This window comes from Pseudomonas sp. PA-5-4B (assembly GCF_021606215.1).
Classification (GTDB): Bacteria; Pseudomonadota; Gammaproteobacteria; order Pseudomonadales; family Pseudomonadaceae; genus Aquipseudomonas; species Aquipseudomonas edaphica.
This window is the reverse complement of record NZ_WKDB01000022.1, coordinates 61099-83635: the sequence shown is the minus strand read 5'-3', so window position 1 is coordinate 83635 and position 22537 is coordinate 61099. Positions and strand designations below refer to the sequence as shown.

The 22537-nt window shown below is 60.5% G+C and carries 24 protein-coding genes; 12 read left to right on the top strand and 12 right to left on the bottom strand.

Annotated elements, in window-relative coordinates; all coding sequences use genetic code 11:
• Positions 1 to 11: 11 nt before the first annotated feature.
• Together GIW28_RS13340 and trmA are read left to right on the top strand one after the other, a co-directional pair.
• Positions 12 to 1307, top strand: coding sequence for an NCS2 family permease (locus tag GIW28_RS13340; protein WP_017139323.1), 1296 nt, complete (start codon positions 12 to 14; stop codon positions 1305 to 1307).
• The gene (gene trmA, locus GIW28_RS13335; RefSeq protein WP_017139324.1) at positions 1304 to 2383 is read left to right on the top strand and encodes a tRNA (uridine(54)-C5)-methyltransferase TrmA; all 1080 of its coding nucleotides are present in this window, start codon (positions 1304 to 1306) and stop codon (positions 2381 to 2383) included. Before GIW28_RS13340 ends, trmA begins: the two co-directional genes overlap by 4 nt.
• Before the next feature lie 99 nt (positions 2384 to 2482).
• Here the strand turns inward: trmA and GIW28_RS13330 are convergent, their stop codons facing one another.
• Together GIW28_RS13330 and GIW28_RS13325 are read right to left on the bottom strand one after the other, a co-directional pair.
• Positions 2483 to 2947, bottom strand: a complete 465-nt coding sequence (locus tag GIW28_RS13330) for a DUF2442 domain-containing protein (RefSeq protein ID WP_017139325.1) — start codon at positions 2945 to 2947, stop codon at positions 2483 to 2485.
• Complete coding sequence (locus GIW28_RS13325; RefSeq protein ID WP_099547610.1) at positions 2944 to 3372, bottom strand: DUF4160 domain-containing protein; 429 nt, start codon at positions 3370 to 3372, stop codon at positions 2944 to 2946. The genes GIW28_RS13330 and GIW28_RS13325 overlap by 4 nt, the downstream gene beginning before the upstream one ends.
• Before the next feature lie 417 nt (positions 3373 to 3789).
• Between GIW28_RS13325 and aroQ the strand changes: the two genes are divergently transcribed.
• Complete coding sequence (gene aroQ, locus GIW28_RS13320; protein WP_017139328.1) at positions 3790 to 4239, top strand: type II 3-dehydroquinate dehydratase; 450 nt, start codon at positions 3790 to 3792, stop codon at positions 4237 to 4239.
• Positions 4236 to 5084 carry a shikimate dehydrogenase gene (locus GIW28_RS13315; RefSeq protein ID WP_177033966.1) on the top strand — a complete coding sequence of 283 codons (849 nt, stop codon included), beginning with the start codon at positions 4236 to 4238 and terminating at the stop codon, positions 5082 to 5084. Before aroQ ends, GIW28_RS13315 begins: the two co-directional genes overlap by 4 nt.
• A 184-nt stretch (positions 5085 to 5268) precedes the next feature.
• Here the strand turns inward: GIW28_RS13315 and GIW28_RS13310 are convergent, their stop codons facing one another.
• Together GIW28_RS13310 and quiC are read right to left on the bottom strand one after the other, a co-directional pair.
• A complete protein-coding gene (locus GIW28_RS13310) occupies positions 5269 to 5934 on the bottom strand; it encodes a TetR/AcrR family transcriptional regulator (protein ID WP_026013861.1) in 666 nt (221 codons plus the stop codon).
• Between the two features lie 81 nt (positions 5935 to 6015).
• Positions 6016 to 7917 carry a 3-dehydroshikimate dehydratase QuiC gene (gene quiC / locus GIW28_RS13305; RefSeq protein ID WP_170038090.1) on the bottom strand — a complete coding sequence of 634 codons (1902 nt, stop codon included), beginning with the start codon at positions 7915 to 7917 and terminating at the stop codon, positions 6016 to 6018.
• 210 nt (positions 7918 to 8127) lie between these two features.
• On the opposite strand from quiC, the gene GIW28_RS13300 reads away from it, so the two are divergent.
• A complete protein-coding gene (locus tag GIW28_RS13300; protein ID WP_017139332.1) occupies positions 8128 to 9462 on the top strand; it encodes an MFS transporter in 1335 nt (444 codons plus the stop codon).
• 1 nt (position 9463) lies between these two features.
• Here GIW28_RS13300 and GIW28_RS13295 read toward each other — a convergent pair whose 3' ends face one another.
• Positions 9464 to 10342, bottom strand: a complete 879-nt coding sequence (locus tag GIW28_RS13295; protein ID WP_236446223.1) for a DMT family transporter — start codon at positions 10340 to 10342, stop codon at positions 9464 to 9466.
• Positions 10343 to 10527: 185 nt separating this feature from the next.
• Between GIW28_RS13295 and GIW28_RS13290 the strand changes: the two genes are divergently transcribed.
• The 3 genes from GIW28_RS13290 to GIW28_RS13280 all read left to right on the top strand — a co-directional run bounded on the left by GIW28_RS13290 (position 10528) and on the right by GIW28_RS13280 (position 12993).
• Positions 10528 to 10944 (top strand): membrane lipoprotein lipid attachment site-containing protein, encoded by a 417-nt coding sequence (locus GIW28_RS13290; protein WP_017139334.1) that lies wholly within the window; start codon positions 10528 to 10530, stop codon positions 10942 to 10944.
• A 171-nt stretch (positions 10945 to 11115) separates the two neighbouring features.
• Positions 11116 to 12006 carry a KPN_02809 family neutral zinc metallopeptidase gene (gene ypfJ / locus GIW28_RS13285; protein WP_099547607.1) on the top strand — a complete coding sequence of 297 codons (891 nt, stop codon included), beginning with the start codon at positions 11116 to 11118 and terminating at the stop codon, positions 12004 to 12006.
• Positions 12007 to 12993, top strand: coding sequence for an alpha/beta fold hydrolase (locus tag GIW28_RS13280; RefSeq protein ID WP_236446225.1), 987 nt, complete (start codon positions 12007 to 12009; stop codon positions 12991 to 12993).
• 152 nt (positions 12994 to 13145) lie between these two features.
• Here GIW28_RS13280 and GIW28_RS13275 read toward each other — a convergent pair whose 3' ends face one another.
• Genes GIW28_RS13275 through GIW28_RS13265 form a run of 3 tightly spaced genes read right to left on the bottom strand, consistent with a single transcriptional unit; the run spans position 13146 to position 15207 of the window.
• Complete coding sequence (locus GIW28_RS13275) at positions 13146 to 13733, bottom strand: HAD family hydrolase (RefSeq protein WP_236446227.1); 588 nt, start codon at positions 13731 to 13733, stop codon at positions 13146 to 13148.
• Positions 13730 to 14599 carry an acyl-CoA thioesterase II gene (gene tesB, locus GIW28_RS13270; RefSeq protein WP_017139338.1) on the bottom strand — a complete coding sequence of 290 codons (870 nt, stop codon included), beginning with the start codon at positions 14597 to 14599 and terminating at the stop codon, positions 13730 to 13732. The genes GIW28_RS13275 and tesB overlap by 4 nt, the downstream gene beginning before the upstream one ends.
• A gap of 38 nt (positions 14600 to 14637) precedes the next feature.
• The gene (locus GIW28_RS13265; protein ID WP_017139339.1) at positions 14638 to 15207 is read right to left on the bottom strand and encodes a GNAT family N-acetyltransferase; all 570 of its coding nucleotides are present in this window, start codon (positions 15205 to 15207) and stop codon (positions 14638 to 14640) included.
• 76 nt (positions 15208 to 15283) lie between these two features.
• Between GIW28_RS13265 and GIW28_RS13260 the strand changes: the two genes are divergently transcribed.
• Both GIW28_RS13260 and GIW28_RS13255 read left to right on the top strand, forming a co-directional pair.
• Positions 15284 to 16204: a histone deacetylase family protein gene (locus GIW28_RS13260; protein ID WP_099547605.1), complete on the top strand. Its 921-nt coding sequence runs from the start codon at positions 15284 to 15286 to the stop codon at positions 16202 to 16204.
• A gap of 171 nt (positions 16205 to 16375) precedes the next feature.
• On the top strand, positions 16376 to 17602 hold the full coding sequence (locus GIW28_RS13255) for a TIGR03862 family flavoprotein (RefSeq protein ID WP_017139341.1): 1227 nt from the start codon (positions 16376 to 16378) through the stop codon (positions 17600 to 17602).
• 100 nt (positions 17603 to 17702) lie between these two features.
• On the opposite strand, the gene GIW28_RS13250 is transcribed toward GIW28_RS13255, so the two are convergent.
• Entirely contained in the window at positions 17703 to 19040 is a 1338-nt protein-coding gene (locus GIW28_RS13250) for a DEAD/DEAH box helicase (protein WP_169987354.1), read from the bottom strand.
• A gap of 63 nt (positions 19041 to 19103) precedes the next feature.
• The gene (gene yedA, locus GIW28_RS13245) at positions 19104 to 20000 is read right to left on the bottom strand and encodes a drug/metabolite exporter YedA (RefSeq protein ID WP_099547604.1); all 897 of its coding nucleotides are present in this window, start codon (positions 19998 to 20000) and stop codon (positions 19104 to 19106) included.
• Between the two features lie 160 nt (positions 20001 to 20160).
• Here yedA and GIW28_RS13240 point away from each other — a divergent pair, with 160 nt between their 5' ends.
• Complete coding sequence (locus GIW28_RS13240; protein WP_017139344.1) at positions 20161 to 20613, top strand: Lrp/AsnC family transcriptional regulator; 453 nt, start codon at positions 20161 to 20163, stop codon at positions 20611 to 20613.
• A gap of 237 nt (positions 20614 to 20850) precedes the next feature.
• Here GIW28_RS13240 and GIW28_RS13235 read toward each other — a convergent pair whose 3' ends face one another.
• Together GIW28_RS13235 and GIW28_RS13230 are read right to left on the bottom strand one after the other, a co-directional pair.
• Positions 20851 to 21114, bottom strand: a complete 264-nt coding sequence (locus GIW28_RS13235) for an acyl carrier protein (protein WP_099547603.1) — start codon at positions 21112 to 21114, stop codon at positions 20851 to 20853.
• Positions 21104 to 21670 (bottom strand): hypothetical protein, encoded by a 567-nt coding sequence (locus GIW28_RS13230; RefSeq protein WP_017139346.1) that lies wholly within the window; start codon positions 21668 to 21670, stop codon positions 21104 to 21106. The genes GIW28_RS13235 and GIW28_RS13230 overlap by 11 nt, the downstream gene beginning before the upstream one ends.
• 485 nt (positions 21671 to 22155) lie before the next feature.
• On the opposite strand from GIW28_RS13230, the gene GIW28_RS13225 reads away from it, so the two are divergent.
• On the top strand, positions 22156 to 22464 hold the full coding sequence (locus GIW28_RS13225) for a DUF3077 domain-containing protein (RefSeq protein WP_017139347.1): 309 nt from the start codon (positions 22156 to 22158) through the stop codon (positions 22462 to 22464).
• Positions 22465 to 22537: the final 73 nt, after the last annotated feature.

Here is a 22537-nt window from a genome sequence, read left to right as displayed (position 1 = left end):
AGGGAGCCGGCATGCTGGAAAAGCTGTTTCAACTCAAAGCACACAACACCAACGTGCGCACCGAGATTCTCGCGGGTATCACGACCTTTCTGGCCATGGCCTACATTCTGTTCGTGAACCCGAGCATCCTCGGCGAGACCGGCATGGACAAGGGCGCGGTGTTTGTCGCCACCTGCCTGGCCGCCGCCATCGGTTCGACCGTGATGGGCCTGATCGCCAACTACCCGATCGCGCTGGCACCGGGCATGGGCCTCAACGCCTTCTTCACCTACACCGTGGTCCTGCACATGGGCCACACCTGGCAAGTCGCGTTGGGCGCGGTATTCATTTCGGCGGTGTTGTTCTTCCTGCTGTCGATCTTCCGCATCCGTGAGTGGATCATCAACAGCATCCCGCTGCCGCTGCGCTCGGCGATTGCCGCCGGTATCGGCCTGTTCCTGGCACTGATCGCCCTGCACAACGCCGGCATCGTGGTCAGCAACCCGGCCACCATGGTCGGCCTGGGCGACCTGAAACAACCGGCGCCGATCCTCGCTACCTTGGGTTTCGCGCTGATCGTGGCGCTGGAAGCCCTGGCGGTGCGCGGTGCGGTGCTGATCGGCATCCTGGCGGTGACCATCGTGTCTATCGCGATGGGGTTCACCCCGTTCGGCGGCGTAACCTCGATGCCACCGTCCCTGGCCCCGACCTTCCTGCAACTGGATATCAAAGGTGCGCTGGATATCGGCCTGGTCAGCGTGATCTTCGCCTTCCTGTTCGTTGACCTGTTCGACAACTCTGGCACCCTGATCGGCGTGGCCAAGCGCGCCGGCCTGATGGGCAAAGACGGCCACATGCCGAAAATGGGCCGTGCACTGATCGCCGACAGTACCGCCGCCATGGCCGGTTCGCTGCTGGGTACGTCGACCACCACCAGCTACATCGAGTCGGCTGCGGGTGTGAGTGCCGGTGGCCGTACCGGTTTGACCGCCATCGTGGTCGCCATCCTGTTCCTGCTGGCGCTGTTCTTCTCGCCACTGGCCGCCAGTGTTCCAGCGTTTGCCACCGCGCCGGCGCTGCTGTTCGTGGCCGTGCTGATGACCCAGGGCCTGGCCGAAATCGACTGGGATGACATTACCGTTGCAGCGCCCGTGGTGGTCACCGCCCTGGCGATGCCTTTCACTTACTCCATTGCCAACGGCATCGCCTTCGGTTTCATCGCCTGGACCGCCATCAAGCTGCTTTCGGGCCGCTACCGTGAGCTGAACCCGGCACTGGTGATCCTGTCGATTCTGTTTGTGATCAAGCTGGGCTGGTTCAACGCATGACTTTTGACGCCGCAAGCTACACCGTTCAACTGCAAGACAAGGTCACGCGTCTGCGTGACCTGTTGGCACCGTTCGACGCCCCCGAACCGCAGGTCTTCGATTCGCCGCTGCAGAACTTCCGCCTGCGCGCGGAGTTCCGCCTGTGGCGCGAGGGCGGTGAGCGCCACTACGCAATGTTCTCCCAGGACGACAAGCGCACGCCGATCCTGATCGAAGAGTTCCCCATCGCAAGCCAGCGCATCAACCAGCTGATGCCGCAACTCAAAGCCGCCTGGCAAGCCAGCGCGGCCCTCAGCCACAAGCTGTTCCAGGTGGAGTTCCTGACCACACTGGCCGGCGACGCGATGATTACCCTGTGCTATCACCGCCCGCTGGACGAACATTGGCACACGGCTGCGAACAAGCTGGCGGCGGACTTGAATGTCAGCATCATCGGCCGTTCCAAGGGCAAGCGCGATGTGATCGGCCACGACTACGTGGTGGAAAAACTCGACGTCGGCGGGCGCACCTTCAGCTACCGTCAACCCGAGGGCGCGTTCACCCAGCCCAACGGCACCGTGAACCAGAAGATGCTCAACTGGGCCTATGAAGCCCTGGGCGATCGCCCGGATGATTTACTGGAGTTGTACTGCGGCAACGGCAACTTCACCCTGCCACTGGCGACCCGCGTGCGTAAGGTACTGGCCACCGAAATCAGCAAGACCTCGGTGAATGCTGCCTTAAGCAACCTCGATGAAAATACAGTGGATAACGTCACGCTGGTGCGCCTGTCTGCCGAAGAGCTCACCGAGGCGCTCAACGAGGTTCGGCCGTTTCGCCGTCTGCACGGCATCGACCTGAAGAGCTACGAATTCGGTAGCGTCTTCGTCGACCCACCGCGCGCCGGCATGGACCCGGACACCTGCGAACTGACCCGTCGCTTCGACAACATCCTGTACATCTCCTGCAACCCGGAGACGTTGGCGGCGAACATTGCGCAACTGCATGACACGCACCGGATTACCCAGTGTGCAATGTTTGACCAGTTCCCATGGACGCACCATATGGAATCCGGGGTGTTATTGACCCGGCGGTAAACTGTGGGAGCTGGCTTGCCTGCGATGGCGGTAGGCCTGCCCTGCATCGGTCAACTGATACACCGCTATCGCAGGCAAGCCAGCTCCCACACTGGGTTTTCATGCATCTGTTGAATCACCGTTATCCAACGGCTCCTTGCGTGGCCGACCGCCCTTCTTGCCATTGGCTCGGGCGGCGGCGGTTTTGGCGGCGCTGCTCTTGCGACCGTTGCGCGACGCTACCAGGCTTGTTGCCAGGTCCATCAAGGGCTGGCTGGTGGCGATGAGCCCGGTGATCGAAACGTCCAGATCCTGCGCCTCACAGCACAGCGCCTTGCCGCCAAAGCCGACCTCCAGTTGCTGAAAGTCCTCCAGGGAAAACCCTTCGAACTCCGGCAACCCGGCTACAGGCAACATGACGCGGCTGCCGTCGCTGAAACCGATGGAAATGCACTCGTGTTCATAGCGCACATTGCTGGCATTTGCGTACAGACGTTTGAGCTTGCGCCCACGGGCGATAGCCTTGTCGACATCGGCGTCAGTGAGCGGCTTATAGGGTACGACTTTGGCTTTTACGATTTTCATAAATTAATCCCCACGCAATCTGGCGCTCTGACCAGATTCAAAATTGTTCTTTGCTCTACGACATCGTGCCGGGCGCTTGCGATGACATAGACACCACGTCGAATAACCAACCCTTGAACCAATTCACCAGCGTCCCAATCCCAGGAATGGTTCTCCAGGCAAACCGTTTGCAGTTTCTCCCACCAGATCCGGCGTGCACGCGCCAGGTAGTGCCGCTGCATGATCGCCTCGCGTAATTCCTTCAGGAGCGCAGTAGGCGGCCGCCTGCGATCCGGCTCTACATCCCACAACTCCACATCCCCATCCAGGAAGCTGAAACGAAAACGCGCATCCCATGCCTTGCCCCTGACATGAACGTGGGGCGGGCAGTGTTCATCCCGCAGAAGCACTGAAATCACATATCCCTTGTAAGCACCTACTTTCATCGTAACCCATCCGTTAGGTTATTTTCCGTCAGGTAACAATTTTCCGTGGCACCCGACAACCGGCTCCATCCTTGCGAAGCTGTTTCACAGATTAGTAACGACGAACAACCCCGCGAATGCGGGGTTGTAACCACTCATGCCGAGGGTTGGGACTACCCTGCCAACGCCCGCAAGTCCTGCTCGCTCAGCAACCCCGCGTAATACTTCAACTGAATCCGCGCCAGCAAATACGCATGCCGTGCGCTCGCCCATTCCGGCGTCGAGGTTGATTTTCAATTGATATCTAATCTGATGCTGTGCCGGTATGCCTCAGAATAAGCGTTCGATAATCGAACACATCAGCCGCCTTCAATTGACCAAATTAACCATCCAGTACATTTTATCCGCACAACCAATAATAAGTGTGGAGAGACCTTTATGCCGCCCATCGTGCTGGTGCTCAACGGCCCCAACCTCAACCTGCTCGGCACCCGCGAGCCTGCTACCTACGGGCATGAAACCCTGGCCGACATCGCCGCACTGTGCGGTCGCAGCGCGGAAAACCTCGGGCTGAAAATCGAATTTCGCCAGACCAACCACGAAGGTGAACTGCTCGACTGGATCCACGGTGCCCGCGCCCGTTGCGCCGGTATCGTGATCAACCCGGCGGCCTGGACCCACACCTCCGTAGCGATTCGCGACGCACTGGTGGCCAGTGAAGTGCCAGTGATCGAAGTGCATTTATCCAACGTGCATGCGCGCGAGGCGTTCAGGCATCACTCGTTTGTGTCGCCCATTGCCAAGGCGGTGCTCGCAGGCTTCGGCAGTCATGGTTATCACCTGGCGCTGGAACACTTCAGCCACACCCTCAAAGGATCCGCCCGATGAAACCGCGCATCCTCGCCGGCCTGATCGGCGCCGGCATCCAAGCCTCCCGCACGCCCGCCCTGCATGAACAGGAAGGCGACGCCCAAGGCTTGCGCTACCTGTATCAGTTGATCGATCTGGACGCGCTGCAACTGAACATCAACGCCCTGCCCGACCTGCTGGACGCCGCTGAATTGATGCGTTTTACCGGCTTGAACATTACCTACCCATGCAAGCAGGCAGTGCTGGCATTGCTCGATGAATTGTCTGACGAGGCACGAGGCATTGGCGCCGTCAACACCGTGGTGTTCAAGGACGGCAAGCGCATTGGCCACAACACGGATTGCCTGGGGTTTGCCGAAGGTTTCCGGCGCAACTTGCATGACGTCGCGCGCGAGCGAGTCGTACAGATGGGCGCCGGCGGTGCGGGCGCAGCTGTGGCCCATGCCTTGTTGGCCGAAGGCGTGCAGCACTTGAGTATTTTTGACGTGGACATGGCCCGCGCCCGCGACCTGGTGGATAACCTTGCGCAACGCTTTGGTGCCGGTCGCGCCCAGGTCGGTAACCACCTGGAAAACGCCATGGCCGAAGCGGATGGCTTGGTGAACACCACGCCCATGGGCATGGCCAAGCTGCCCGGCACGCCGGTACCGCCTGCGCTGTTGCGAGCCCAATTGTGGGTCGCGGAAATCGTGTATTTCCCGCTGGAAACCGAACTGCTGCGCAACGCCCGCGCCCTGGGTTGCCGAACGCTGGACGGCGGCAATATGGCGGTGTTTCAGGCGGTGAAGGCGTTTGAGTTGTTCAGTGGCCAAACACCGGATGTGCAGCGAATGCTGGCGCACTTTCAGAGCATGAATAGCTGACTGCCGAAACTGAATCAAAAAATGTGGGAGCTGGCTTGTTGTGGCGAGCAAGCTTGCTTGCGCTGGGGTGCGAAGCGCCCCCAAAAAAGCCGGAGACTGCTGCGCAGTCAGCGGGAGCAAGCTCCCTCGCCACAACAAACCAGCTCCCACACTGGTTGCATTCCAGATTGGGAATCGGGTGAATTCAAGCCTGCAAGTACCGCATCACCGACTCACAAATCATCTCCCGGTGCCGCTGTTTAATCGCTTCATCGGACAGCTCGATCTGAAAAATCTCACTGAATGTATGGCGGTTGGACACCCGGTAAAAGCTGAATGAGTTGATCAGCAGGTGCACATCCAGAGGCTCCAGCCCTTCGCGAAACACCCCCATCTCGGCACCCCGCCGCAATGTGGCGCCCAGTGCTTCGAGGATGTTGCTGTTCATCGCCTTGATCGAATCCGAGCGCTTCACGTATTCCGCGTTGTGGATATTTTCGATGCTGACGATGCGCACGAAATCCACGTTCTGGTCGTGGTGATCAAAGGTGAATTCCACCAGACGACGGATCGCCTCACGCGGTTCCAGGGCCGTGAGGTTCATGCGGGTTTCGGTGTTGCGGATATCGCCGTAGAGTTTTTCCAGCACCTCGACGTACAACTGCTCCTTGCTGCCGAAGTAGTAATAGATCATGCGTTTGGAGGTGTGGATACGCTCGGCGATCGCATCCACGCGCGCGCCGGACAGGCCCTGCTGAACAAACTCGACGATGGCTTCCTGCAGGATGTTTTCGCGGGTCTTTTCCGGGTTGTTCTTGCGACTCTTGCGCGGTGTGTCTGGCACGGCGGAGAGGTCGGGGGTCAGGGTCATGGTGCGCTCACGGCCATTTTTGTTGTGCAGGCGGCGATTATGGGCCGAGGCGCTTCCCGAAGGAAGCACCTGGCCCGGCCGTTATAAACGCGCCTGACGTACCGCACCGCTGCGCGATTTGGCCATCGCCGCCAGGCGCACCGCCACGTTGGCCGCGCCATACCCGGCATAGCCGTTTTTGCGCTGGATAATCTCGAAGAAAAACCGCCCCTCAAAAGCCTCGGTGTACACATGAAACAACTCACCGCCCTGGGCGTCACGGTCGTACAACACGTTGTAGTACGCCAGTTCGCTGAGGAACTCATCGTCGAAATCAAACCGTGCGGCCAGGTCGTCGTAGTAGTTGAGCGGGATATCCAGTAACGGCACGCCGGCCGCTTTGGCGCGGCTGACCTCTGCGAAAATATCCGCGCAGTCAAAAGCAATGTGGTGCACGCCCGAACCACGATAACTCGACAGCGCGTGGGAAATTGCCGTGTTGCGGTTCTCGGAAATATTCAGCGGCAAGCGGATCGAGCTGCAACGGCTGCGCAACGCTCGGCTTTTCACCAGGCCATAAGGGTCGGGCAGCACCACTTCGTCATCGGCTTCGAAATCCAGCAGGCTCTTGTAGAACAGCACCCAACTGTCGAGGCTGTCGGCCGGCAAGGCCATGGCCATATGGTCGATGCGCAGCAGGCCGCCGCTGGACGCCGTTGCCGCTTGCAAGTTGAAGTCGGTGTCGTACAGCGCGCCCTCGGCAGGGTCGACCAGATAAATCAGGCTGCCATCTGGCGCACGCACCGCCGCCAGCTCCAGCTCGTTAGGCCCGACCAGCCCGCGATACGGCTGGCCTTTGTAGGCCACTGCCCGCTCCAGCGCCTTGGCGCTGTCCTTGACCCGAATCGCCGTGGCGCACAACGACGGGCCGTGGGCTTCGAAAAAGTTGTGGGCAAACGAATAGGGTTCACAGTTGAGGATCAGGTTGATATCACCCTGACGCAGCAGGCTCACGCTCTTGGAACGGTGCTGGCCAGCCTTGACGAACCCCAGGCGCTCCAGCCAGTGGGTCAGCTTGGCACCGAGGCTTTCATCCACGGCAAACTCGAGGAATTCGATGCCGTTGTATTCACTGGCCGCCGGGGTATCAAACAGAATCTCGACGGGCTGGGCCGGCGCCTCCTGCTTGAGGCGTTCGCGGGTTTTCTCCTCCAGGTACAGCAGCGAACGCAAGCCATCCGCCGCATTCGCGCGGGTCGGCGCGGCGCGGAAACCGTCGTTGAAAATCTCCAGGGACAACGGCCCGGTGTAGCCACTTTTGATGATCGGCGCGAGAAAACCTGCCAGGTCAAATTCGCCCTGCCCCGGAAAACAGCGGAAATGCCGGCTCCACTCCAGCACATCCATGGCCAGGACCGGCGCGTCGGCCATTTGCACAAAGAAGATCTTGTCGCCGGGAATGTCGGCGATGCCGCTAGGATCGCCCTTGAGCGACAGCGTGTGGAAGCTGTCGAGCAACACGCCCAGGTTTGGATGATCGACCTGGCGCACCAGGTTCCACACCTGCTGCCAGGTGTTCACATGTTTGCCCCAGGCCAGCGCTTCATAGCCGATACGCAAACCACGGCGACCGGCGTGCTCGGCCAGCAAGCTGAGGTCATCGAGCAAAATGCGCTCATCGCCCACGCAATCCGCCGAAGCATTGCTGCACACCAGCACCAGGTCGGTGCCCAGCTCCTGCATCAAATCGAATTTGCGTTCGGCGCGCTCCAAGTTGCGCGCCAGGCGGTCGCGGCGGCATCCTTCAAAGTCGCGGAACGGCTGGAACAAGGTGATGGCAATGCCCAGGTCGGCGCACATCTGCCTAACTTCCCGCGGGCTGCCGTCGTAATACAACAGGTCGTTCTCGAAGATCTCCACCCCGTCGAACCCGGCAGCGGCGATGGCTTCGAGCTTTTCCGGCAGGGTGCCGCTCAAGGAAACAGTGGCAATGGAACGTTGCATGGGCGACTCCCGGCAGTTTTTATTTGCAGCAAATTATTGGCCCCTAGCCTACACCCAGCAATTAAAATGTACGAACCGGTTAGTTTTTCGTGCGATTACCGAACACTATGCCCTGTTGGCGAATTGACGACTTTTTAACCACTGCGCACCATCGAACCTGCACCAAGACCCAGAACACACCATAAAAATTTCAAAAACGGGTACGACCTCATGCCTTCGCAAAACTCCGCTCTGGCCGCGCGCCCGGGCAACCCGCACGCCGGCATCGGCGACAAGATCCGTGGCGCCATGGCCGTGGGTAAAACGCGCTGGGGCATGCTGGCCCTGGTGTTCTTCGCCACCACCCTGAACTACATCGACCGCGCCGCCCTGGGCGTGATGCAACCGATCCTGGCCAAAGAGATGAGCTGGACGGCGATGGACTACGCCAACATCAACTTCTGGTTCCAGGTCGGTTATGCCATCGGTTTTGTGCTGCAAGGCCGGCTGATTGACCGTGTGGGCGTGAAGCGCGTGTTCTTCTGCGCCGTGCTGCTGTGGAGCCTGGCCACCGGCGCCCACGGCCTGGCCACCTCGGCGGTGGGCTTTATGGTCTGCCGCTTTATCCTCGGCCTGACCGAAGCCGCCAACTACCCGGCGTGCGTCAAGACTACGCGTTTGTGGTTCCCGGCCGGTGAGCGCGCAGTGGCCACCGGCATCTTCAACGCCGGCACCAACGTCGGCGCGATGATGACCCCAATGCTGCTGCCGCTGATCCTGCACGTGTGGGGCTGGCAGGCGGCGTTCCTGTGCATGTCGGCACTCGGCGCGATCTGGCTGGTGTTCTGGGGGTTGAAGTACTACAACCCGGAAGACCATCCGACCGCCAAACAATCCGAATTGGACTACGTGCAACAGGAAGCCGAACCCGAGCAACCGAGCGTGCCGTTCAGCCGCATCCTGCGCATGCGCGGCACCTGGGCCTTCGCCCTCGCCTACGCCATGACCGCGCCGGTGTTCTGGTTCTACCTGTATTGGCTGCCGCCGTTCCTGAACCAGCAATACAACCTGGGCATCAACGTGACCCAGATGGGCATCCCGCTGATCATCATTTACCTGACCGCCGACTTCGGCAGTGTGGGCGGCGGGATCCTGTCGTCATTCCTGATCGGCCGCGGGATGAATGCGATCAAGGCGCGACTGTTGTCGATGCTGCTGTTTGCCTGCTGCATCGTTGGCGTAATCATGGCTGCCGGTTCCAGCCAGCTGTGGGTTGCAGTATTCGCCATTTCCCTGGCGATCGGCGCGCACCAGGCCTGGACTGCCAATATCTGGAGCCTGGTGATGGACTACACGCCCAAGCACATGATGAGCACGGTGTTCGGTTTCGGCGGCATGTGCGCGGCCATCGGCGGCATGTTCATGACCCAGGTCGTCGGGCACATCCTTACCGTGACCAACAACAACTACACCGTGTTGTTCACCCTGATCCCGGCGATGTATTTCATTGCGCTGACCTGGATGTACTTCATGGCGCCGCGCAAGATTCCCACAGTCGACGTGTAACTCACCGCCGCCGCTGCTGCCAGGCAGCGGCCAGCCCGCTCATGCAGATCACCCCGATGCCGACCACCGTGGTCACGTCGGGGGTATGGCTGAACACCAGCCAACCCAACAATCCCGCAAACACGATCTGGCAATAGCCAAACGGTGCCAGCAAGGCTGGCGCCGCGAAGCGGAACGCCTGGGTCAGCATCAAGTGCGCGGTCATGCCGCAAGTGCCCAGCGCCAGCATCAAACAGGCATGCCACAACGTCGGGACATGCCAGAAGAACGGCACCAGCGCGCTCATCACCAAGGTATTGCACAGCCCGGCGAAGAAGTTGCTGGTGGTCGGTGTGTCGTATTGGCTGAGGATGCGCGTGAGCAATTGGTAGAAACAGAAGAACATCGCCGAACACAGCGGCAGCAACACCGCAGGCGTGAACAACTCGCCACCGGGGTGGATGATGATCAGCACACCGACAAACCCGCAGATCACCGCCAGCCATTGGCCACGCGTGACGTGCTCGCCGAGCAAGGGCACCGACAGCGCCGTCACCAGGATCGGCGCCAGGAAGTTCACCGCCGTGGCTTCCGCCAACGGGATGTAATGCAGCGCCGCGGTAAAAAACAGACTCGTGCCCAGCAGGCACAACGCCCTCACCACCTGCATGCCCGGCCGCTTGCTGCGCAGCACCCGCAAGCCGGATTGCGGCAGGAAAATCCCGGCCATCAGCAAGGTGTGCACCAGGTAGCGCGCCCACACCACCATCACAATCGGGTAGAACCCGGCCAGGTATTTGGACAAGGCGTCGTGGCTGGAGAACAGAAACGTCGCCAGCACAATCAGCAGGATGCCTTTGAAAGGATGGTTGACGCCGGAAAGCGGTGTGCTGACAGTCATTGAATTCTCTTGCATGGCGGGCTGAACGCATTTGCACTTAACCCGGTAATCTAGCAGCCGGGCTTGCGTCTGCCCCAAGAGCATAACCAAACACCGTGCGAACAGCGCACTAAATCACGGGTTTCGAGTCCAACGCTGCACGTTCACCGTCGTGTTGCACATTTTTCAACCAAGGCCATGTCGCTATGAAAAAAACACTCTTTGTTCTTTCTGCCCTTGCCCTGCTCACCGCGTGCAACAAGGAACCCAAGGAAGCCCCAAAACCCGCCCCCGCTTCCGTGCAAGCCACGCTGGTGCCGGCAAACCCACCGACCGATAAATGGGTCGGCAAATGGATCGGCGTCGAAGGCCTGAACCTGACCATCGCCAAGGACGACAGCATCGGCCGTGGGCACTACCTGCTGACCATGAAATACGGCCTTGATGCCGACGACGCCGGCACCTTCAAAGGCGAAGCCAATGAAGACGGCATCAGTTTCACCCGCCCGGACGGCCCGCAACAGCTGAGCGCCGGCGACGGTGAAGCCACAGGCTTGAAATGGCTGGCAGATAAAAAAGACTGCCTGATCGTCGACACCGGTGAAGGCTACTGCCGCGACTGAGGCGGCAAACCTGACATAACTTTCATCTGGCGCCCCTGCCGACACGGCCTGACAGCAGCGATACTAGGCAGCTCTCGTTGCTTGTCAGACAGCCGGGCTGGCGCCATGCCCCTGCACCAACAACACTGCTCTTAAAATAAAGAGCGCAGGCTTAACGAGAGGACTGCACCCATGCTATGGAAAAAAGGCCGACGCAGCGACAACGTGGTGGACGCCCGCGATGACAGTGGTGGCGGCGGCGGTGGCGGCATGCGCTTTGGCGGCGGCAAAGGCCTGAGCCTCACGGCGATCGTGCTGATCGTCGGCATCGGCTGGCTGACCGGCCAGGACCCGATGCAGATCCTCGGCCAGCTAAGCGGCCAAATGGAGCAAGCGCCCCCGGCGAGTACGCAGGCGCGCCAGGCGCCGCCGGCCAATGATCAACAGGCCGATTTCGTGCGCGCCGTGCTGGGCGACACGGAAGACACCTGGGGCCAGGTGTTCAAGGAAAACGGGTTGGCCTACAAGAACCCGAAACTGATTCTGTTCCGTGGCCGGGTCAACTCCGCCTGCGGTGGCGCCACCTCGGCCAGCGGCCCGTTCTACTGCCCGGCCGACCAGCAAGTGTATCTGGACCTGGATTTCTTCCGGGAGATGTCGCAACGCTTCAAGGCTTCGGGCGAGTTCGCCCAGGCATATGTGATCGCCCACGAAGTCGGGCACCACGTGCAAACGCTGCTGGGCATCTCGGCCAAGATCCAGGCCGCACGCCAGCAAGGCCGGCAGATGGAAGGTGACGGCGGTTTACTGGTACGCCAGGAACTGCAAGCCGACTGTTTCGCCGGCGTGTGGGCCAACCGCGCGCAAAAACGCCTGAACTGGCTGGAGCCCGGCGATATTGAAGCCGCACTGAATGCGGCCAACGCCATCGGCGATGACCGTTTGCAGCAACAGGGTCAAGGGCGCGTAGTGCCGGACTCGTTTACCCACGGCACCTCGGCACAGCGGGTTCGCTGGTTCAAGACCGGCTTCGCAGAGGGCCAGATCTCTCAATGCGACACCTTTACAGCCAAGAGTCTTTAAATGAATAAACGATTGGGGTTGCTGCTTAGCGCATTAGCGATGTGTTCCACCACCACCTGGGCCGCCGAGAAAGAACATGGCGTCAAGGTGGTCAGCCCCGATCGTTTCCAACTGGAGGCCGGCGCCTTGAGCCTGGGCTTGAGCCAGGACTGGCGCCAGCCGCTGCCCAACGTCACTCGCGCATTGATCATCGTGCACGGTCGCCTGCGCAATGCGCAGACCTACCTGCAAAGCGGCGAAGATGCCGCCCAGCACGCAGGCCTTGCCGCCAATACCCTGGTGATCGCGCCGCAGTTTTTGAATGAGTTGGATACCCAGCGCAACCACCTCGACAATCAGGTGCTGCGCTGGAACCACAACGACTGGATGGCCGGCGACCCGTCGACCGGCCCAGGCCACATCAGCTCCTACGGCGCCCTCGACCAGATCATCAAACACCTGGGCAACCGCAAGCTGTTCCCGGCCTTGAAAGAAATCGTGGTCGCCGGCCATTCCGGCGGCGGCCAGGTGGTGCAGCGTTTCGCCCTCACCGGCCACGACCACCCGATGTTGCAAACCGAAGGTATCAGCCTGCGTTATGTGGTGGCTAACCCGTCGTCCTACGCCTACTTCAGCCCGCAACGCCCGGTGAAGTTTGATGTGGCCAGTTGCCCAGGCTTCAACGACTGGAAGTACGGCATGCAAAATCTGCCGGATTACGCCAAGGGCCAGAGCGCGCAGCAGTTGGAGCAGGTTTACGTATCACGCAACATCACCTACCTGCTGGGCCAGCAAGACACCGACCCCAACCACCCGGCGCTGGATAAAAGCTGCGAAGCCGAAACCCAGGGCGCGTATCGCCTGATTCGCGGGCACAACTATTTCGACTACCTCAAGCAGCGCCATCCGCAACTGACGCAGAAGCTGGTGGAAGTGCCAGGGGTTGGGCACGACGGCGATAAGATGTTTACGTCGCCTGAGGGTGAGAAGGTGCTGTTCGGGAAATAGGATCAAAAATGTGGGAGCTGGCTTGTGTGGGAGCTGGCTTGCCTGCGATGCAGACACCTCGGTCTAACAGGCATAGCGAGGTGATGCTATCGCAGGCAAGCCAGCTCCCACACAAGCTCAACTGCCACACAAGCCCGACCGAGGTGCCTGGGTTAGAGCATTCGGCGCAACGCCGCGCAATCCTCAGCATGCCAATCCGCCAGTTCCGGCCACGGGTTCTCAGGCAGATTAACCAATACCGTCCTGGTCCCCGCCGCCCGGCCACAAACCAGGTCAAAGCGGTAATCCCCAACCATCACCATCGCGCTCGGCGCTACCTTCCAGGCAGTCGCCAGTTTCAGCAACCCACCCGGATCCGGCTTGGGCGGCGCATCATCACGCCCCAGCACATCCTCGACGGCAAAGCAGTCCGCCAGGCCAATCGCTTCAAGGGTGATATGCGCCAACTCGCGCGCATTGCGCGTCAGGATGCCCAGGCGATAGCCCCGCCCGGCCAGCTCGCGCACCAGCTGCACCGCGCCAACAGCAGCAACCGACCCCACAGCCAGCTCGCGCTCGTGCTCAAGCAACCAGGCATGCTTGGCCGCCGCCACATCCGCAGGCAGTGCCGCCAGGTGCGTGAGAATGTCGTCTTCAGGTGGAATATCGAGCGCCACGCGAATCGCCACAAAATCATGCACGGCCACCGTGAGGGTGCCGTCCATGTCAAAAACCCAGTACTTAACGTCCGATAGGCTCATGCCCAATCCTTGCGATGGCGAATCAGCCCTTCCTGGGTCACCGAAGCCACCAGTTGCCCGGCGCGGTTGTACACGCTGCCGCGGGAGAAACCCCGTGAGTTACCGGCCCACGGGCTGTCCATCGCATACAAAAGCCAGTCATCGGCGCGCAGGTCGGCGTGGAACCACAGCGCATGGTCAAGGCTGGCGACCTGCATGTCTTTCTGCCAAACCGTCTTGCCGTGGGGCAGCAGCGAGGTCGTCAGCAAGCCGAAATCCGAAGCATAGGCCAGCAGGTATTTATGCAGCGCCGGCGAATCGGCCAATGCGCCGTCAGCACGAAACCACACGTACTTGACCGGGTCGGACGGCTGCGGGTTGAACGGGTCTTTTTCGGTGACCGGGCGCACTTCGATCGGCTTGGGGCACAGCAGCTTGTCGCGCATGTGTTCGGGGATCAGGTGCGCGCGTTGCTTGGTCAGTTCCAGCTCCGACGGCAGGTTTTCCGGGCCGACGACCACGGGCATGGTGGTCTGGTGCTCGAAGCCTTCTTCGTCATACTGGAACGAGGTGGTGCAGGTGAAAATCGGGTTGCCCTTCTGGATCGCCGTGACGCGGCGCGTGCTGAAACTGCCGCCATCGCGCACGCGGTCCACCGAATACACCACTGGCAGTGCAGCATCGCCAGGGCGCAGGAAATAGCCATGCAGGGAATGCACGTGACGCGCTTCTTCTACGGTCTGGCTGGCGGCCGACAGCGACTGGCCCAGCACTTGGCCGCCGAACAGTTGGCGAAAGCCCAGGTCCTGGCTGCGGCCGCGAAAGAGATTTTCCTCGATCGGTTCCAGGGTCAGCAAGTCCACCAGATCTTCCAATACTTGGCTCATAGAGCAACTCCTACAATCAATAGGGCATTCCGGGCTGCTTATCCGTGCAGCGTGTCCAACCATTGGGCGCGGGTGATGCGGTACAACACATGATGGCGCAGCGGGTCATCGGCTGCGACCTTGGGGTGTTCAAAATCTGCCTGCGGATCGTAATGCATACCGATGGCCTGCATGACTTTTTGTGATGGCAGATTGGATTCGGTGGTGAAGGCGAGGATTTCGTCCAGCTGCAGCCGGTCGAAACCACAGCGCAGCGCGGTCCACGCCGCTTCACTGGCATAACCCAGGCCCCAATGCTCGTGGGCCAGGCGCCAGCCAATTTCTACCGCTGGGGTAAAGTTGGCCTCGAAGTTGACGTTTAGCAGCCCGGTCAGGCCGATAAATTCGCCGGTATCCTTACGCTGCAAGGCCCAAAGGCCAAAGCCATATTCGGCAAAATGCCCGCGAATACGGCCGATCAGCGCGGCGCTTTCCAGGTGGCTCAGCTTGGCCGGGAAATAGCGCATTACCTGCGGGTCGGCGCACATGCGTGCAAATTCCGTCAGGTCGCTGTCACGCCATTGGCGCAGCACCAGCCGTGCGCTTTCCAATTCCAGTATCGGCTCCATGGGTCCCCCTCCCTTGCCATGTGCGTGAGTGTACAGCGCTGGTAAGATCCGTCGCAGGTTCCCGTCAGAAAATCCCATGCCTTTGCCATTGATCTACCACGATGACTACAGCCCTGAGTTCCCGGCGGACCACCGGTTCCCCATGGACAAGTTCCGCCTGTTGCGTGACCACCTGGTGAGCAGCGGCCTGACCCAGGACAGCCACTTGCTGCGACCCGAGGTCTGCCCCGCCGAGATTCTGGCCCTGGCCCATGAACCTGGGTATATCGAGCGCTACATGAGCGGTGAGCTGTCCCGCGAAGACCAGCGACGCCTCGGCCTGCCCTGGAACGAAGCCCTGGCGCGGCGCACCGTGCGTGCAGTTGGCGGCTCAATTCTCGCAGCAGAAAAAGCCCTGGAACACGGCCTGGCCTGCCACCTGGCGGGCGGCACGCACCACGCCCATTACGACTACCCGGCGGGCTTTTGCATCTTCAATGACCTGGCGGTGATCAGCCATTACCTGCTGGCCAGCGGGCGGGTCAACCGCGTGCTGATCTTCGACTGCGACGTGCATCAGGGCGACGGCACTGCGCGCATCCTCCATGACACACCGGACGCCATCACCGTGTCGCTGCACTGCGAAAAGAACTTCCCGGCGCGCAAGGCCCAGAGCGACTGGGACATCCCGCTGCCCATGGGCATGGGCGATGCCGACTACCTCAAGGTGGTCGACGACGCGCTCAACTACCTGTTGCCGCTGTACCAGCCCGACCTGGTGCTGTACGACGCCGGGGTGGATGTACACAAGGACGACGCCCTCGGTTACCTCAAACTGACAGACGCAGGCGTGGCCGCACGCGATGAAAGCGTGATGCGCCACTGCCTGGGCCGCGACATTCCAGTGATGGGCGTGATCGGCGGCGGCTACAGCAAAGACCGCCCGGCCCTGGCCCGCCGCCACGGCATCCTGCACCACAGCGCACAACGGGTGTGGGCGTCATCAGGTTGTCATTGAGTTGTGGGCGTTACCCACAATGCCTGTGGAACGGCCTGTGGATAACTTGAGCGTAAGGGTCTGAAAGCCAGCAGCCGTATGGCGTGTAGGAAAGTGTACGTTTTTTGATCAGGCAGCTACGCCGTCGTCGGGTAGAATGCTCGGCCTATTCAAGCGACCGTAGCCCTGCCCATGCCCCAGACCCCTTCCCAACACGTCACTATTATCGGCGGCGGCCCTGCCGGGTTGATGGCCGCGGAAGTCTTGAGCCAGGCGGGCGTGCGGGTAGACGTGTACGACGGCATGCCTTCAGTGGGGCGCAAGTTCCTGCTGGCCGGCGTGGGCGGCATGAACATCACCCACTCCGAGGCGTACCCGGCGTTCCTGTCGCGTTACGCCGAACGCGCGCCGCACATGGCGCCGTTGTTGCGCGCGTTTGGCGCAGAGGCTTTGTGCGAGTGGATTCATGGCCTGGGTATCGAGACCTTTGTCGGCACCTCCGGCCGTGTATTCCCCACCGACATGAAAGCCGCCCCACTGCTGCGCGCCTGGCTCAAGCGCCTGCGCGACCAGGGCGTGGTTATCCACACCCGGCATCGCTGGCTGGGCTGGACCGACGACGGCGGTTTACTTATCCACAGCCCGGACGGCGATAAAACTGTCCACAGCGACGCGGTGTTGCTGGCCTTGGGTGGCGGCAGCTGGTCGCGTTTGGGCTCCGACGGTGCCTGGCTCAAGTTGCTGGAAGATAAAGGCGTGCCCTACGCCGCGCTGCAACCGAGCAATTGCGGCTTCGAAGTGTCGGGCTGGAGCGAGTTGATGGTCAGCAAATTCGCGGGCGCGCCGCTGAAGAACGTCGCCATCGGCCTTGGGGAGGACAAGCCTCGACTGGGCGAATGCGTCGTCACCGCCATGGGCATCGAGGGCAGTTTGATCTACGCGCTGTCGGCGCCGATTCGCGAAGCGATCAACCGTGACGGCTCAGCCACTGTGCATATTGACCTGTTGCCGAGCAAGCCGCTGGACAAGGTGCAAGCCGCCTTGGCCAAGCCCCGTGGCTCGCGGTCGATGAGCAAGCATTTGCACAGTCAGTTGGGGCTTGATGGCGTGAAGGCGGCGCTGTTGCGTGAACTGGCGCCAGCTGAGCACTTCCATGATCCGGCGCAATTGGCGGTGGATATCAAGGCGTTGCCACTGACACTGGTAAAGACACGGCCGATGGATGAGGCGATCAGCACGGCGGGCGGCGTGCCGTTTGAAGCGCTGGATGAGCGGCTGATGCTCAAGCAATTGCCAGGCGTGTTCTGTGCGGGGGAGATGCTGGATTGGGAAGCGCCGACCGGCGGGTATTTGCTGACGGGGTGTTTTGCCAGTGGGCGAGCGGCTGGGCGTGGTGTGCTGGAGTGGCTTAAGCGCTGAGTTCAAGTCCGCTATCGCAGGCAAGCCAGCTCCCACATTTTGAGCGGTGAACACCGTCAAATGTGGGAGCTGGCTTGCCTGCGATGAGGCCCTGACAGACTTACTTCTTCTTGCGCGGCCCAGTGTTGAACACCGGCACTTTACGCACTGGCTTGATCGACGGCTCAGCCGGCGCCACATCACCACTGTCCACCCACTTACCCAAATTACGCTTGCCGCCACCGCCGCCCGAAGTCTTAGGTTTCTTCGGCTTTTTCGGCTTCTTCACCACCTGCCCGCTGGCATCGGTGTCCGGCACGCGATGCTCCGGTTCGAAATCCGGCTCCATCTTGCGGGTCAGGGTCTGACGCGTGAGCATCTCGATGGCCGACAGCATGTTCACTTCATCGGCACACACCAGCGAAATCGCCTCACCGGTGTTGCCCGCCCGGCCAGTACGGCCGATACGGTGGATGTAGTCTTCAGCCACGATCGGCAGGTCAAAGTTGACCACCAGCGGCAAGTCTTCAATGTCCAGGCCACGGGCCGCCACGTCGGTGGCCACCAGAATCTGCACATCGCTGGACTTGAAACGGTCCAGCGCGCGTTGGCGGGTGGCTTGGGGTTTGTCGCCATGGATGCCGTCGGCATTGATGCCCAGGCCCTGCAACTTGTCCACCAGCGCATCCACGCCGTTACGAGTCTTGGCAAACACCAACACCTGCTTCCAACGGCCTTTGCGCATCAGGTGCACAAACAGCTCCGGCTTGCGCTTCTTGTCCACCGGCACCACCCACTGCTTCACGGTGCTGGCGGCGACGTTGCGCGGGCTCACTTCGATGCTCAGCGGGTCGTTGAGCATCTGCCCGGCCAGCAGGCGGATCTCATCGGAGAAGGTCGCGGAGAACAGCAAGGTCTGGCGCTTTTTTGGCAACATGCGGTAGATGTTCGCCAGCTCTTCGGAGAAGCCCAGGTCGAGCATGCGGTCGGCTTCATCCAATACCAGGGTTTGCAGCTGGTTGAGCTTCAGCGCGTTCTGGCGGAACAGGTCGATCAGGCGGCCAGGCGTGGCGACCAGGATGTCGACGCCCTTGCGCAGTTTCATCATCTGCGGGTTGATGCTCACGCCGCCGTACACCGCGTAAGTGGTCAGCGGCAGGTGCTGCGCGTACTCGGCGACGCTGGCGTGAACCTGCTCGGCCAGCTCGCGGGTCGGGCACAGGATCAGCGCACGCGCCGAGTTGGCGGCGACTTTCGGCCCCTCCATGGTCAGCAATTGCAGGAGCGGCAGGGCGAAACCCGCGGTTTTGCCGGTGCCGGTCTGGGCCGCGGCCATCAGGTCGCGACCGGCCAACACCGCCGGAATGGCTTGCGCCTGCACCGGCGTCGGGGTCTGGTAGCCAAGCGTCTCAAGGGCGCGCAACAAGGGTTCGATCAGGCCAAGTGTGGCGAAAGTCATGTGTTTACCGTAGGGAAAGTTCAGCGCCATAAGCGGGTAAAAAAAGCCGTAATGCGCCGCAGTTTACCTTATTTCCGGCCTGGGCTTGCGCCACTGGGGCAGGCTGATCAATAGCACCGCGCTGATGATCACCAGCATCGCCAGGGCTTCTTCCATGCCGATGGTCTCACCGACGAACACAATGCCCAACAACACCGCGACTGCCGGGTTCACATAGGCATAGCTGGTCGCCGCCGCCGGGCGCACGTGCTTGAGCAGGTACATATAGGCATTGAAGGCGATGATCGAGCCGAACACGGCCAAGTACGCCAACGCCAGCCAGCCTTCAATCGGCGGCACAGCCTGCAGCCGTTCGCCGGAGAGCGCACTGCCCACCAACAGCAAGGCACCGGCGACGATCATTTCCGCCGCACTGGCCATCGCGCCGGCAGGTAACGGCAAGTGCCTGCTCCACACCGAGCCAAAAGCCCAGGAGGCAGCGGCGAACAGCAACAACATCGCCCCGGTCGGGCTCGACTGCAGGTTGGAACCCATATTGAGCATGGCAATGCCGATAATCCCCAGCACCACCCCGGCCCATTCCAGGCGGGTATTACGCGCGCCCCAGAAATAGCCGCACAGCAACGTGAACAATGGCACCGTCGCCACCGCCAATGCAGCCACACCTGAAGTAACCCCCGTGTGCTCAGCCACCGACACCGCGCCATTGCCGAAGGTCAGCAGCAAAATGCCGATCTTGGCCGCAGCCTTCCACTGCACCCACGTCGGCGCAGGTGCCCCGCGCCAGCGCAAAAAACCATACATCACCAAACCCGCCACCAAAAAGCGAATCCCGCCGAGCATCAGCGGCGGCCAGTATTCAACGCCGATTCGAATCACCAGGTAGGTGGAACCCCAAATCACATACAGCGCAAAAAAAGCGGCGATCAGCGGTAACGGAAAGCGACGTGGGCCAGGCATTGGGCGGCTCTATGGCAGGAGAGGGGAGGCTTATTCTAAAAAGGCAGCACGCTAAACATAAGTTACAAAACCTGTTTAAAGCGCCCATACACTTTTCAAAGCATGGTTGTGAAGGCTATAAACCGTGCTTTCGAAAGCCACGCGTTACTGGAGCCTTATCATGGACAAATACGACCGCATGCTCCTCAGCGCCCTGCTCGAAGACGGCCGCGCGTCCTACGCGCAATTGGCCCGCACCGTTAACCTCTCCGCGCCCGCCGTGGCCGAGCGCGTGGCCAAACTTGAGGCCAGCGGCGTGATCACCGGGTATCAGGCCAAGGTAGACCTGTCCAAAATCGGCTTACCCATCCAATGCACGATCGAATTGCGCTTGACCAACAACGGCAGCCAGAAGGTCTACGACGCCCTCGCTGAAATCCCCGAACTGACTGAATGCCATCGGGTCACGGGCGACCCATGCGTGATCATGCAAGCGGCGGTGGGTTCGATGCCGGAGCTGGAGAATTTGATTAACCGCGTGGCGAAGTTCGGGTTCAGCAAGACCTCGATTATTTTGTCGAGTGCGATAGAACGGCGGGTGCCGTTGGGGCAGTTGGAGGGAAAAACCACCTGACACCGATCGCTCCCACGCTCTGCGTGGAAATGCAGCCCAGGACGCTCTGCGTCCGCTCTTGAAGTCGTGACGCAGAGCGTCACCGGAGGCATTCCCACGCGGAGCGTGGGAACGAGCAAAAAGTGGTGGCTGATATACCGCCATCGCAGGCAAGCCAGCTCCCACATTTGACCGAGTCGCCAGGGCTGGATGCGATCTACTGTGGGAGCTGGCTTGCCTGCGATGGCGTCAGTTGCTTCACCGAAGGCTTGAGCGCTGAACAATCAGATCGACAATCTGCTTAATGGTCGTGATGTGATCCCAGTCTTCCTGAGTCGCTTGCAGGTTGAACTGCCACTTAATCTGCATAACGAAGCAGGTCAGGTCGTCATCAATGATCTTGAAGTCATGGATGAAATCCGTTTGCTCGGTCACTTGGCTTCGGTCGATAAAGCCGATGATATCGACGAACAGCTGAATCACTTTTTCGCTGATCTCGGCTCGGGTCAGCCTACCTTCCATTTCTCGCCTCATAGGCACACTTACCAATACTGATCAGGTCAAAAATAGCCAACCCTGCAGCAACGAAGGGAATGCCCCGCCCAATAATGCCAAATACTCGAACGGTGCCGAACGTTGCTTTTGCCATCTTGGCCGCTGTCGGTTGCCGGATCAATGTTCTAGGGAAAAAGCGCATTCCAATGAGGCTAGCCAAATTTGTCGTTTTGCTTGAGCCGACGTGGACCCAAGTCCCCACGGCGATTTTGCTGATCGGTATGCCTGCCGCGCCAGTGAGAACCGTTGCCGCCGTCAGGCCGTAGTGTTGCTGCGTGCATTTCCAGAGGTCGTCAACAGTGGTGTCAGGCGCCGTTGATTCCGCCTGAATGGGCCGGAGCAACGTGTAACTGGCACCATGAGTCCATCCTGGCGAGTTAGGTAAAACCATGACTGCCGGGCAGCTTGTCATCATGTTTCCCAAATGAAACGTCATGCTGGACGTCGAGCCGAAATCGACGCCATTGCGCTGGAGTTCAGACTGGCTTCGCATGATTGCTGTGTAGAGGTCGCTTTCCTGCATGACGTAGTCCCTTTACGTAAATAGCAGGCGAGATGTTAAGTCGCAAACCGGAGCGATTGGCGGGCGAAGGGAAAAACCAGAAAGGTCCGACGACGCAATAGGGCTTCCCCTACTTACCATTCAGAAAGAATGAAGAAAGCCCTAAAAACAGCTGATGTTTTGGTAGCCAGCAGGACCGATCCCTTTCATTTGCGGGACGTTTCCTAGAGAATTCCACGGCCTTGTTTCCGTCGGTTCAGGTAGCTAGTCTCGCTCTGTCATCGAATGTTCGGTGACTGGACGTGCAAGTCCGACGACGGTAATACGCATCAGCCTTAACTCTCAACGTCTGTATTTCAGGCATTGATTCGTTATGGCAGTTGTACGCGGGAGATCTTCGGATCTACCGGACTCCGTCACGGTCTTGCACACCCGCGTACTGCTGCCACCCTAATTCGTGTGCGAGCGAACGGTTGCAGCTTCTTAACTGACGGAGAAGCTACATCATGGTCAAAGTAACCCCCGATCCACCCAGCTCCAAGCCAGACTTCCTCAGCGAAGACGCCCTCCTCAACCGCCGAGCCATCGACTACTACCTCAAAGCATCCGCCCCGGACGCGCCCAACTTTGTACTCAATGACAACCTGAGCTTCGAAGACGCCCTCGCCCATGCGGCCGACTTGCTGCATTGCGCGGTGGAAACGGTGAATGTGTCGGGTGAAACGCTCAGCACCCAGCAGCGGGCGGTGATGCATTTGGTGGGGATGGCCAAAGGTGTGGTGGATCGGGCGTTGGAGTGTGTGCAGCCTCGATAGCCAGCCGCCGATCGTTCCCACGCTCTGCGTGGGAATGCAGCCCAGGACGCTCCGCGTCCGCTCTTGAAGTCGT